This is a genomic window from Arcobacter caeni (genome assembly GCF_003063245.1).
Lineage (GTDB): Bacteria > Campylobacterota > Campylobacteria > Campylobacterales > Arcobacteraceae > Aliarcobacter > Aliarcobacter caeni.
Genome location: NZ_MUXE01000004.1, coordinates 141597 through 154453, shown reverse-complemented (window position 1 = coordinate 154453; position 12857 = coordinate 141597). Strand labels below are relative to the sequence as shown.

Here is a 12857-nt window from a genome sequence, read left to right as displayed (position 1 = left end):
ATATGAATACATTTGGACATAGATTTAGATTTACAACTTTTGGTGAATCACATGGAAAAGCACTTGGTTGTATTGTTGATGGAGTTCCAGCTGGTATAAAAATAGATGAAGAGTTTATTCAAAATGAAATGAATAGAAGAAAACCTGGACAAAACAAATATGCAACAGCTAGAAAAGAAGGTGATGTAGTAGAAATTCTTTCAGGAGTTTTTGAGGGATTTACAACTGGAACTTCAATTTCAATGATTATTTTTAATGAAAATCAAAAAAGTAGTGATTATTCAAATGTAAAAGATTTATTTAGACCAGGTCATGCTGATTTTACTTATTTTAATAAATATGGAATTAGAGATTATAGAGGTGGAGGAAGAAGTAGTGCAAGAGAAACAGCAGCAAGAGTAGCAGCTGGTGCAATCGCAAAACTAATGCTTAATGAACTCGGAATAAAAGTTCAAAGTGGTATCTGTGAAATAAATGGAATAAAAGCTAATAATTATGATTTTTCAAAAGTTAGCGAATCTGAAATTTTCTCATTAGATTTTGAAAGTGAACAAGCTCAAAAAGATGCAATTTTAGAAGCAAAAAACTCTCACAATAGTGTAGGTGGAGTTGCTTTAATAAATGTTCAGAATGCTCCAATTGGACTTGGTGAACCATTATATTTTAAACTAGATTCTCAAATAGCAAATGCTATGATGAGCATAAATGCTGTAAAAGCTGTAGAAATTGGTGATGGTATTTTAGCATCAAAAGTAAAAGGTTATAATAATAATGACCAAATAAGAAAAGATGGATTTAAGACAAATCATAGTGGAGGAATATTAGGTGGAATTTCAAATGGGGATGATATAAATGTAAAAGTTTATTTCAAAGCTACACCTTCTATCTTCATAGAACAAGAAACAGTAGATATTCACAATGATGAAGTAAATTGTCAATTAAAAGGACGACATGACCCTTGTGTGGCTGTAAGAGGAAGTGTTGTTGCTGAATCTATGATGGCTTTAGTACTTGCAGATATGGTTTTACTAAATATGTCTTCTAAAATGGAAAATGTAAAGAAAGTTTACTCAAAATAAAGATTCATTTAAAGTTTTTTATATATACTTTCAACTTAAAAGCAACTCTTTGGTCAAGGGTTGCTTTTTTTTATTTCTTTTAATTCATAATTGAATCTAAAGCTTTTTTAGCATTTGGCCATCTATTGTGAGCATTTAACATAACCATCAAAATATCTTGATTACCTTTTTTAGCTCTAGCAATTAAACAAGCTCCTGCTTTATTTGTATATCCTGTTTTAACACCAATAATATATGGCTCATCTTTTAAAAGTTTATTACTTGTTGTGAAAAAATATTTTTTATTTGTATTTAATGCAGAAAAAGAATATTTATCTAGTTTTACAATAGAATTAAAAGTTGGATTTTTTATTGCATATTCTGTAAGAACTAATAAATCTCTAGCTGTAGATCTATGATTTCCAGCATCAAAACCACAAGGATTTGTAAAATTAGTATTTGTCATACCTAATTGTTTTGCTTTAATATTCATCATATTTACAAATAATTGTTTATTTCCTTTTCCTAAATAAATTGCAATAGAATTTGCTGCATCATTAGCAGATCTAATCAAAGCAGCATGTACTAAATCTTTTAAATAAAATTTTTCACCAACTTGAAAATTTGCAATAGTAGGTTCAACTTTTTTCATTTCAGGTGTAATTGTAACAACACTGTTCATATTTCCACTTTCAATTGCAAGTATTGCAGTCATAATTTTAGTTAAACTAGCTGGACTCAATCTTTGATTTTCACCTTTTGTAAATATCAATCTTTTTTTATTTAAATCCTTAATAATTATAGAATCTAAATCTTTTTCAATTTTATGAAAAACTTCTGAACTATCTGAAAATACCAAAGTTGGAATAAACATAAAACATAAAACTGCTAAAAAAAATCTCATAATACAACCTAATTTGGAAATTACATTTGATAAAAAAATGCTAAAAAATATCTTATAACTTACTGTTACAATTTTACAATAACTAAAACTAATATTAAATTTTTGTTAAAGAACCTTCTTCAATAAAAATCTTTACTTCTTGACCTGGATTTAAACCATATAAACTTTGTTTATTATCAGTTTCATTTATTTTTTGATCATCTCTTTTATCAACTTCTTTTTTAGATAAATCAATTCCTACATAATTATCTTTCATTAACCAAGCTTTTATATCTCTTGATTCATACTCTTCACCATCAATAGTACAATTAACTTTTAAAATTTTTGTATTTGCAACATATTTATCTACTGATTTTGCTTCTCCTAAAATTCTACAATTATCTGTTCCTAAAATAATAGGTGTTGAATCATTATTTAAACTTTTGATACCTGAAATTAATTTTGCAGATGTATATTGTAAAGGTTTTATAATATATTCACTATTTTTTTTGATTATATCAATACTATATTTTGGTCCTGTATCCACTTGTTTTGAAGCACATCCAGCAATTAAAAATCCTACTGCTACTACTGATGAAATAATTTTTATCATATCTAATTTCCTTTATATTTTGTATCGCGTTTAATTTCATATATTATATCAAATAATACATTATTCCTACATCTTCAAATCTCTTTTTTTAACTCTTCAAGCCTTGAAATCCTATCTTCTGTGGTAGGATGTGTTCTAAATAAATTCCCAAGTGTAGACTTAAAACCTGAAAATGGATTAATAATAAACATATGTGCTGTTTGTTCCGTTGCATTATGAATTTGATGTCCACTTCTTGCATAATTTTCCAACTTTGTTAGTGCTGATTGTAAACCAGCTGGATTTCCAGTCATTCTAGCAGAACCCTCATCAGCCATATATTCTCTACTTCTACTAACTGTCATTTGAATAATTGAAGCTGCAAGTGGCAATAATATAGCCATAACAATCATCATAATCGGGTTTGTTCCTTGTTTATTATTATTTCCACCAAACATAGCTCCAAATTGCATCATATTTGCAATCATTGCAATTGCTCCTGCAAACACTGCAGCAATAGTTCCAATTAAAATATCATAATGTTTTATGTGAGATAATTCATGGGCAATTACTCCTTCAAGTTCTTTTTCATTTAACATCTCATATAAACCCATAGTAACTGCAACTGCAGCGTGTTCATAGTTTCTTCCTGTTGCAAAAGCATTTGGAGTATGATCAGGAATCAAATAAATTTTTGGCATAGGAAGCCCTGCTTTTAAAGTTAACTTTTGAGTAATTTTATAAACTGGATGTCTTGAATCTTCAAGAAGTGTTGCATCATAATGTTTTAAAACTTGTTGGTCTGAATAATAATAGGCATAAAAATTCATTCCACCAGCTGCTAAAAAGGCAATTAACATTCCTGTTGTTCCACCAAAAGAGTAACCTATAAATACAAATAAAACCGTAAGGAATGTAAGTAAAAAAACTGTTTTAATTTGTTCCATTTAATCCTCCTAAATTTTTTTGTATTTTAACAAACATTAGTTAATAAAAATTAAACTAAATATTGTTCAAAATAGATTCTTTTTTATATGGAACTTTAGCACTTGGAGTAACTTTTGATGTACTTTCCAAATGTACATCTTGATCATCAAAAAATATATCAGCGCCAAAAGCTCTTACTACTTCGTATTTATCAACTCCACCTAAGAAAAAAGCTTCATCAAGCCGTACATTCCATTGTGATAAAGTCCTAATTACTCTTTCATGAGCAGGTGAATTTCTAGCAGTTATTAAAGCTGTCCTAATTGGAGTTTGTTCTTGTGGATATTTTTCTTGAATATTTGAAATAAGTTTCAGAAGTTGTGCAAAAGGTCCATTTTTCATGGCATTTAATGCATTTTGTTTTTCATATTTTAAAAATGCTTCTAAGCCTTGAGTTTTATAAATAATTTCAGATTCTTCTGAGAATAATACAGCATCCCCATCAAAAGCAATTTTAACTTGATTTGAATTTTCATCATCTAATTCATCATAAGGTAAAATTCTAGCAGCAGCGATTCCCTCATTTATTGCATCTTGAACATCTTGTTCATTTGCCGATAAAAATAAATCAACTTTAAAAGGTATTAAATATTTAGAAATATCACTTCCTCCACTCCAAGCAGATCTTTGAATATCAAGTTTATATTTTTCTATTGATTTTGTAATTCGCAGACTCGTGGCTGAATTATTCCTTGACATAATTATTACTTCAACTTGTTTATCATTAGGAAAATCATCATTTATTCTTAAAAGATTTTTTACAAGTCTAAAACCTGTTCCCTTTTTGGGTAATAAATCTTCATTTTCTATTTGATATTTATAATATTCATCAATACCTTTTTCTTCAAAAATTTTATTTTCATCTTCAAGATTAAATAATGCTCTTGAAGAAATTGCAATTACTAGTTTTTTATTTAAATCGTATCCCAAAATTTTTTACCTTTATATTCACAAAATAACTAAATTTATATAGATTTTATATAAAGAAAAGTAAAAATAACTTAAAATAACTTATTATTTATAAATTTAGAGGAAAAATGAAAAAACTTTATATTGTTAGACATGCACAAAAAGAGAATGAACTATTAGAACAAGATGATTATGATAGGGAATTAAGTCCTGAGGGAATCCAAGAAGCACAAAATATGGCAAAGAATTTTGCATTAAAAAATCTACCAATTGATTTAATAGTTGCAAGTCCAGCAGCAAGAACAAAAAAAACTGCTGATATATTTGCAGAAGCGTTAAAATATAATAAAACTATAATGTTAAATGAAGTTTTATATATGGCTTTTGTTAATGAGTTATTAGAAACCATAAGTTATACTTTTGATACTGTTGATTCAGTACTTTTAGTAGGACATAATCCATCATTAACAGCACTTGCAATTACACTTGTTGGATTTAAGGAAAAATTTCAAATGGGTGCAATTATGGAAATCGAGTTTGATTGTAATTCGTGGATTGATATTTGCAAAGAGAATGCAAAATTAGTTTGCTATGATTATCCAAATAAATAATAAAGTTTTTAAACTTTATTATTTAATCTAAATTTTTATTTAAAAGTATAACTGAAGCTAGTTGAGTTAATTCTTTTATATTTTCTGATGTTATTTGAGGATTATCTCCAATTATTGAACTAAAAATATCTGTAAAATTTTCTCTTGCCCAAGTTCTCAATTCAATTACTGTCATAAATTTCTTTGTAGAAATTACTTTCCCTTTTTTATTAGTAATTGTAACTTTTGCACTATCACTATTTTCAAAATTTCCTTTAATTCCATCATTATTAAAAATTTGATATGTAACAGCTGCATCATAAATTTTTCCACTTACAATCGAACCATTATCAACTACTTTTCGAGGAAATCCTGTTGCTTTAAAAAAGCCATCCCATTGATCTGCTAATAAATTTGTAATACCAAAACTTATAAATATTAAAATTAATACAAAATATTTTTTCATTGTCATTCCTTATAAATTATTTACCTAAACAAAACTCACCAAACATTACATCTAACATTTGATCATTTTCATAAGGTCTTGTAATTGATGAAATTTGCTCCAATGCTTCAGTAATATAATGTGCAAAAAATTCCAATTCCCCAGTTTCTAGTGGATTTTTTGATAAATTTATACTATAAAGCGTATTTTCAACAGATAGTATTTGTCTTTTTGAAATCAAAGTCATCTCATCACTATGTGTATTGGAATCTAAAATCAACTCGATTTTTTTTACTAATGGATTTATATCATCTTTTGTTGATAATTTAATAAAATTTTCTATTTTTGTTTTGTCAAATTTATTTTGTAAATCAGATTTATTTAAAACTTTTATAATCTCTTTATGTAAATTTTCTTCTATTAATTCGATTATTTTTTTATCTTCATCATCACAAACTTTACCATTATCAAATAATGCAATCACAATATCAGCTTCATTTATAGCTTGAATAGATTTTTCAATTCCAATTTTTTCTATAATATCACTTGCATCTCTAATTCCAGCTGTATCAACTATTTTTATAATATGCGTTCCAATTTTAACAGACTCTTCAATCGTATCTCTTGTAGTTCCTGCAATATCTGAAATAATTGCTCTATCGTAGTTAAGAAGTTTATTTAATAGTGAAGATTTCCCAACATTTGGTTTTCCAATGATTGCCACTTTAAAACCCTCAATCATTCCCTCTCGTCTACGACTTGCATCTAAAGTATTTGTAAGTTTTACAATTATTTTTTCCATTTTACTTTTTATTTGTGCAAAAATATCACTTGGTAAATCATCCTCTGCATAATCAATAGAAACTTCTGTATAAGCTAACATAAAAAGTAAATCTTCTCTTATTTCATTTACAAAATTAGTTAATTCACCTTTTAATTGTCTTGCTAATAATTTAACAGCATCTTCACTTCTTGCTTCAATTATTTTAGAGATTGCTTCAGCTTTTGTTAAATCTATTTTATTATTAAAAAAAGCTCGTTTTGAAAACTCACCTGGATTTGCAATTCTAGCGCCTCTTTTTAATGCTTCATTTACAAGCATATTAGCAATAGCAACTCCACCATGACATTGAAATTCAATTACATCTTCACCTGTAAAAGAAAAAGGTGCTTTGAAATATATAACCAAAGCTTCATCTATTACTTCATTATTAATATCATATAAAGATGAAAGTGTTGCGAGTCTTGGTAAAAAAGTTGTTTTTTTTGAAATTTTAGTAGCAATTTCAAGAGCATTTGCTCCAGAAATTCTAACTATTGAAATAGAACCAATTCCATTGGCCGTTGCAATTGCAACTATTGTAGCATCATCAAACAAGATTAAATTTCTCTTGCTCTATACTCATTTACAAGTACATATTTATCGCCTCTGATATTTGTTTTTACTGCAACATATTTATCAGGAAATTCATCTCTTAATTTTTTTAATGCAATATGAACTAAGATACCATCTAAAGGTTTTGTTTTAAAAGTACCTTTTTCTTTAATAATTTCAATAATAGGTTCAAGATATGTATAAATTGCTTCTTCTTGATTTTTCAAAAATTGTGCAACTTCTAGTCTTAACATTAAACCATATTTTTCATTTATCCAATTAAATAAGATATAAGACAATGCTTTATATCTATAACCTTCTTTTCCAATTAATAAAGCTGAATCTTCACCTAAAAACTCTATATACAAAGTTTCTTCATCATAAAATTCTACATTAATTTTCTCTAGCGAATAACAAGTATTATCAAATAATAAATGAATACCTTCTTGTACTTCTTTTAAAATCTTTTCTTTATCTTTTTTAATAATTATTTTTGAAATCTCACCTTGTGATTCTTCATGATAAAATTTATCAAAAATTTTATCTTTTATCCCAGCTTTTGGAACACAACATGAAGATTCCGTCTCATCTTCATGCTGATTTTGAGAAAAGTTTCTTTCTTCTTTTTGATTTGAGTATTCAATTCTTTCTGAAATTTCTTGAATTCTTACATCTTTATTTCTAAATGATTTAGTTTCTTGAACATATTTTTTACAATTATCTTTAAAACATACTTCTATAATTGCATTTTTTTTGCCAAAACCAAGAAATCCTTTACTTGGTTGTTGGATAACTTCTATTTCTAATTCAGTAATAGAGCAATTAAACTCCGCAGTGGCTAATTCATAAACCTTTTCTAGACAATCCGATTCAAACTTTTTCATATTAAGTTCCTAATTTTTCTCAGCTCTTTTTCTTTCAAATACACTATTAATGTAGTATTGTTGACCGATTGTAAATAGATTATTTATAAACCAATACAATGTAAGCCCAGCTGGGAACCATAAGAAGAAGAATGTGAAAATAACTGGTAAAAATTGAAATATTTTCTTTTGCATTTCATCTTGCATTGTATTTGGTGTAATTTTTTGTTGTAAAAACATTGTTGCACCCATTAAAATAGGTAATACAAAGTATGGGTCCATTTCAGCTAAATCGTGTACCCAAAACATCCAAGGTGCACCTTTTAATTCAATAGCATTTAATAAAACTCTATATATAGCAAAGAATACTGGGATTTGTAAAATCAATGGTAAACATCCACCCATTGGGTTTGCACCATGTTTTTTATAAAGTTCCATCATATGCATTGATTGTTTTTGTTTATCATCTTTATATTTAGCTTGAATTTCTTTCATTTTAGGAGCTAAATCTTTTAGTTTTTGCATCGATACCATTCCTTTGAATGATAAAGGAAAAAGAACTAATTTAATTAAAACTGTTAAAATAACAATTGTCCAACCCCAGTTTCCAACATAACCTTGAATAAATTGTAATAATAAAAACATTGGTTTTGCAATAAATGTAAACCAACCATAATCAATAACATCAATTAATTCAGGATTTAAAGCTGATAAATCTTTATGATTTTTTGGTCCAATAAAACCTGAAAAAGTAATATTATTTCCACCATGAATAAATGCTTGAGGATTTTCTTTTCCATTTGGATCTGGCATAACAGAAACACTTAATGATTTTTCAAAATTGTAAATTACAGTTGTATAATATCTATCAAAACTAGAGATAAATTTTGCTCCAACAATATCATGATTTTTATCTAATTTTCCATCTTCAATTGTTTTTAATGTATTATCATTTAATTTTGAAATAAATCCATGAACAGCATACATGTCAGCTAAAACATTTGGTCTAAATCCATTTGTAATAAAAAACTCTTTCTCATTTGTAGTACTAACTTTTAAATCATAATGTCCATCAGGATAAAAAGTTAATTTTTTAGTTAAAACTGTTCCATTTAAAGTTTGAGTTAAAACTAATTCTTGTGCAGATGTTGTTGCATCAATATTTGAAGAATTCACAACTAAAGAAACTTTAAATGCTTCTTCATTAATATTTACATCTGCAAATCTAACTTCAAGTGGTCTTAATTGGTTTGCTTCAAATAATTTAATTTGATTACCATTTTCGTCTTTATATTTCTCTTCAACTAATGTAACTTGTGCAATTCTACCTAAAGTATCAATTTCTATAATGCTTTTAGCTGTTTTAATTGTAGAAACAGTCTGTACATTTCCTATTGACTTTGATGATAAAGTATCAGCAGAGTTAAATGCATTAGCTGCATTACCATTAGCATCTGTTACTACAGTTTTTACATCAGGTGCAACATTATTTTGCTTTTGTTCTTGTTCTTGCTTAACAAGAGCTGCTTTAGCTTCTTGTTGTGGTTTTAAAACCAAATACTCGTAAGCTATGAAAAATACAAAAACTACCAATGTCATAATTAACATTCGTTTTTGCATACCGTTATTTTGATTCATGTTGTTCATTCTTTTTTTTCCACTCCCGATTCTTTACTACTAAATACTTACCATTTTTTAATGGAATATACCAATATTTTATTTTTATTTTTTCAAAATTGATATTTTGATTTGTGTTTAACTTAATGGTTGGATAATCAAATCCACCTGCAAAAAGCTGATTACATTTTAATATTCGCGTTATTGTAAAATAAATCGCCTTAAAAAAAGTATTGTTGTCCAATTGCCACAATGCATATTGAGAACAAGTGGGATAATATCTACATGATCCAAAAGCTAAAATCGTTAAATATCGCTGATAAAATCTTATCAAATATTTAAGAATCGTTTTCATTTTAAAACTTCTAATCTTTTCAAAGCGAAGTCAAAATCTTTTTTTAATTCTAAAAAAGTTTTATCATGTAAGGTTATTTTAGCAACAAATATATAATTACCAATTAATAATTGTTGTTCATATGAAGCAAATAAAGCACGCATTCTTCTTCTTGCTTTATTTCTATTTACAGCATTTCCTACCTTTTTTGAAGTAACAAAAGCAGCTTTTAATGTAGGGCTAGAACTAAAAAAAGCGACAAAGCTGGTGGTGTGCCATCTTTTGCCGCTTTTATATAGTTTGTTAAAGTCTCTCGAACTGTTAAGTCGATGTTCTTTATTTAAACAGCTAATTTATGTCTACCTTTAGCTCTTCTTCTGTTAATAACTCTTCTACCATTTTTTGTAGCCATTCTTACTCTGAACCCATGAGTTCTTTTTCTTGGAGTATTGTGCGGTTGATACGTTCTTTTCATCTTAGATTTCCTCTATATTCACTAAATAAGTTGAGGATTATAGTTAAATTTTACTTAAATATTCTTTAGTTAATTTTTACTATTACTTCATTATTCACAACATCAAACTCAATATTACTTCCCTCACCTATTTTATCTTCTAAAATTAAATCAGCTAATTTATCTTCAACTATCTCATAAATGGCTCTTTTTAGAGGTCTTGCACCATAAACTGGATCAAATCCAATTTTTGCAATATACTCTTTTGCATTTAAAGTTAAAGAAATATTTATATCTTTTTCTTCAACTTTTTTCTTAATATTATTAAATAAAATATCTACAATATTTGTAATTGCAGCCAAATTTAATTGTTCAAAAATTACAATATCATCAAGTCTATTTAAAAATTCTGGTCTAAAATGAGATTTTAATTCATCTAAAACCGCTTTTCTTCTTTCTTCTTTATCACTTATTTCAATTATTCTTGCGCTTCCAATGTTTGAAGTTAATATAATAATTGTATTTTTAAAATCGACCGTAACACCTTTATTATCAGTTAATCTTCCATCATCTAAAACTTGTAATAAAATATTAAATACATCAGGATGAGCTTTTTCAACCTCATCAAATAAAATAACACTATAAGGTTTTCTTCTTACAGCTTCTGTTAATTGTCCACCCTCTTCATATCCCACATAACCAGGAGCTGCTCCCACAAGTCTTGAAACTGCGTGTTTTTCCATGTATTCACTCATATCAAATCTAATAAGTGATTTTGGATCATCAAATAAGAATTTTGCTAAAGTTTTTGCACTTTCAGTTTTTCCAACTCCGGTTGGTCCTAAAAACAAGAAACTTCCAATTGGTCTATTTGCCTCACTAAGTCCTGCTTTATTTCTTTTAATTGCACGACTTATTGCTTTTAATGCTTCATCTTGTCCTATTACATCTTTTTTTAGAACTTCTTCAACCATTAAGATTTTTTGTTTTTCTGAGTCCATCATTTTATTAACTGGAATTCCAGTCCATCTTGAAACGATACTTGCAATTGCTTCTTCATCTACAGAATTTCGTAAAAGAGTTCCCTCTTTTTGCATTCTTTTCCATTTTTCTTCATTATCTTTTATTTTTGCTTCTAAAGTTGGAATTTCTCCATACTCAATTTGTGCAGCTTTTTCAAAGTTTGATTCTCTTTTTGCAATATTTGCTCTATTTTTTAATTCATCAATTTTTATTTTTAATTCACTTGTTGTATTAAAAGTCTCTTTTTCATTTGCAAATCTTGCTTCTAAATTTTGTTTTTCTTCATTTTTATCTGCAAGTTCTTTTTCAATTTGAATAATTCTCTCATCATTCTTTTTACCCTCTTCCATTTTAAGAGCTTCTTTTTCCACATTTAAAGTCTGAATCTCTCTTTTAATTAAGGAAAGTGCATTTGGTTCTGATTCAATTTGCATTTTAAGTTCAGCTGCTGCTTCATCTATTAAATCTATTGCTTTATCTGGTAAAAATCTATCTGTAATATATCTAGAAGATAATTTGGCAGCTGCAACCAATGCACTATCATTTATAGTTACATTGTGGTGCGTTTCTAGTTTTTCTTTTATTCCTCTTAGAATTTGCAAAGCTTCATTAACGCTTGGTTCATTTACATTTATTGGTTGAAATCTTCTTTGCATTGCTGTATCTTTTTCAAAATACTTTCTATACTCTTTAAGAGTTGTTGCTCCAATTGTATGTAATTCTCCCCTTGCAAGACTTGGTTTTAGGATATTTGCAGCATCCATTGAACCCTCACTTGCACCTGCTCCTATGATTGTATGAATTTCATCTATGAATAAAATGATATTTCCAGCTTTTTTAACTTCATCAATAACTGATTTTAATCTATCTTCAAATTCACCTCTATATTTTGCACCTGCAATCATTGAACTCATATCTAAAGTTACAACTCTTTTATTTAATAATGATGTTGGAACATCTTTATTTACTATTTTTTGAGCAAGACCCTCTGCAATTGCTGTTTTTCCAGTTCCTGGTTCTCCTATTAAAATAGGATTATTTTTTGTTTTTCTTATTAGTATTTGCATCATTCTACTAATTTGTTCGTCTCTTCCAATAACAGGGTCAAGAAGTCCATCAATTGCTTTTTTATTTAAATCTATTCCATATTTATTTAAAGCTTCTAAATTTTCATCACCACTATTACTATCAATAGTTTTCCCTGCACGCATAGATTCTAGCTCTTTTTTTGCTTCTCTTAAATCTATGTATTTTCCTAATACCTCTTTTATTACGGAAGAGTCAAAATTAGATATAAGCCAAGTATCAACAGCAATAAATTTATCACCAAAACTAGTCATCAGACCTTCTGCATTTTGTAATGAAGAAAGAAGATTTCTTGAAAGTTTTATACTCTCTTTTGTTACACTTGAAACACTTGGAAGTTTTGCTGCATAAGATTTTGCTTCAAGTTCAACAGCTATTTTATTTACATTCATTTTATTTAATAATTGATTTAAAACAGAATTTGTATTTGATAATAATGCCCAAATTAAATGTATAACTTCAACCTCTTGGTTTTTGTTATGTAAAGACAAAGCTACACCTGAATCAATAGTTTCAGTTAATTGGTTTGTAAGTTTTTCAAAAATTTTATCCATAATTAGCACTCCTTGGTTTTAATTGCTAATAAAATTATAGCACTTGAGTCAATGCTTGTCAAGCTATATAATATAATCCTCTAATTT

General features: G+C 27.5%; 14 protein-coding genes. 2 read left to right on the top strand and 12 right to left on the bottom strand.

Translation table 11 applies throughout. From position 1 onward, the window contains the following. Nucleotides 1–2: 2 nt before the first annotated feature. The gene (aroC, locus tag B0174_RS04270; RefSeq protein ID WP_108558417.1) at nt 3–1079 is read left to right on the top strand and encodes a chorismate synthase; all 1077 of its coding nucleotides are present in this window, start codon (nt 3–5) and stop codon (nt 1077–1079) included. A gap of 79 nt (nt 1080–1158) precedes the next feature. Here aroC and B0174_RS04265 read toward each other — a convergent pair whose 3' ends face one another. The 4 genes from B0174_RS04265 to B0174_RS04250 form a co-directional block, all read right to left on the bottom strand. Beyond that, nucleotides 1159–1962: a D-alanyl-D-alanine carboxypeptidase family protein gene (locus B0174_RS04265; protein ID WP_108558416.1), complete on the bottom strand. Its 804-nt coding sequence runs from the start codon at nt 1960–1962 to the stop codon at nt 1159–1161. A 94-nt stretch (nt 1963–2056) separates the two neighbouring features. Then, the gene (locus tag B0174_RS04260) at nt 2057–2554 is read right to left on the bottom strand and encodes a hypothetical protein (RefSeq protein ID WP_108558415.1); all 498 of its coding nucleotides are present in this window, start codon (nt 2552–2554) and stop codon (nt 2057–2059) included. A 74-nt stretch (nt 2555–2628) separates the two neighbouring features. Further along, nucleotides 2629–3480, bottom strand: coding sequence for a zinc metalloprotease HtpX (gene htpX, locus B0174_RS04255; RefSeq protein ID WP_108558414.1), 852 nt, complete (start codon nt 3478–3480; stop codon nt 2629–2631). 55 nt (nt 3481–3535) lie between these two features. Next, a complete protein-coding gene (locus tag B0174_RS04250; protein ID WP_108558413.1) occupies nt 3536–4450 on the bottom strand; it encodes a 5'-nucleotidase in 915 nt (304 codons plus the stop codon). Between the two features lie 107 nt (nt 4451–4557). Between B0174_RS04250 and B0174_RS04245 the strand changes: the two genes are divergently transcribed. Further along, the gene (locus tag B0174_RS04245; protein ID WP_108558412.1) at nt 4558–5040 is read left to right on the top strand and encodes a SixA phosphatase family protein; all 483 of its coding nucleotides are present in this window, start codon (nt 4558–4560) and stop codon (nt 5038–5040) included. A 22-nt stretch (nt 5041–5062) separates the two neighbouring features. On the opposite strand, the gene B0174_RS04240 is transcribed toward B0174_RS04245, so the two are convergent. From B0174_RS04240 to B0174_RS04205, 8 genes are all read right to left on the bottom strand, one after another. Continuing rightward, the gene (locus B0174_RS04240; RefSeq protein ID WP_108558411.1) at nt 5063–5485 is read right to left on the bottom strand and encodes a hypothetical protein; all 423 of its coding nucleotides are present in this window, start codon (nt 5483–5485) and stop codon (nt 5063–5065) included. A 16-nt stretch (nt 5486–5501) separates the two neighbouring features. Then, nucleotides 5502–6842 (bottom strand): tRNA uridine-5-carboxymethylaminomethyl(34) synthesis GTPase MnmE, encoded by a 1341-nt coding sequence (gene mnmE, locus B0174_RS04235; RefSeq protein ID WP_108558410.1) that lies wholly within the window; start codon nt 6840–6842, stop codon nt 5502–5504. A gap of 2 nt (nt 6843–6844) precedes the next feature. After that, nucleotides 6845–7723 carry a Jag N-terminal domain-containing protein gene (locus B0174_RS04230; RefSeq protein WP_108558409.1) on the bottom strand — a complete coding sequence of 293 codons (879 nt, stop codon included), beginning with the start codon at nt 7721–7723 and terminating at the stop codon, nt 6845–6847. A gap of 9 nt (nt 7724–7732) precedes the next feature. Then, nucleotides 7733–9349, bottom strand: coding sequence for a membrane protein insertase YidC (gene yidC / locus B0174_RS04225; RefSeq protein ID WP_108558408.1), 1617 nt, complete (start codon nt 9347–9349; stop codon nt 7733–7735). Continuing rightward, nucleotides 9327–9674: a membrane protein insertion efficiency factor YidD gene (gene yidD, locus B0174_RS04220; protein ID WP_108558407.1), complete on the bottom strand. Its 348-nt coding sequence runs from the start codon at nt 9672–9674 to the stop codon at nt 9327–9329. Before yidD ends, yidC begins: the two co-directional genes overlap by 23 nt. Then, a complete protein-coding gene (gene rnpA / locus B0174_RS12290) occupies nt 9671–10006 on the bottom strand; it encodes a ribonuclease P protein component (RefSeq protein ID WP_108558406.1) in 336 nt (111 codons plus the stop codon). Before rnpA ends, yidD begins: the two co-directional genes overlap by 4 nt. Beyond that, complete coding sequence (rpmH, locus tag B0174_RS04210; RefSeq protein WP_108558405.1) at nt 9994–10128, bottom strand: 50S ribosomal protein L34; 135 nt, start codon at nt 10126–10128, stop codon at nt 9994–9996. The genes rnpA and rpmH overlap by 13 nt, the downstream gene beginning before the upstream one ends. Nucleotides 10129–10193: 65 nt before the next feature. Beyond that, a complete protein-coding gene (locus B0174_RS04205) occupies nt 10194–12770 on the bottom strand; it encodes an ATP-dependent Clp protease ATP-binding subunit (protein WP_108558404.1) in 2577 nt (858 codons plus the stop codon). Between the last annotated feature and the right edge of the window lie 87 nt (nt 12771–12857).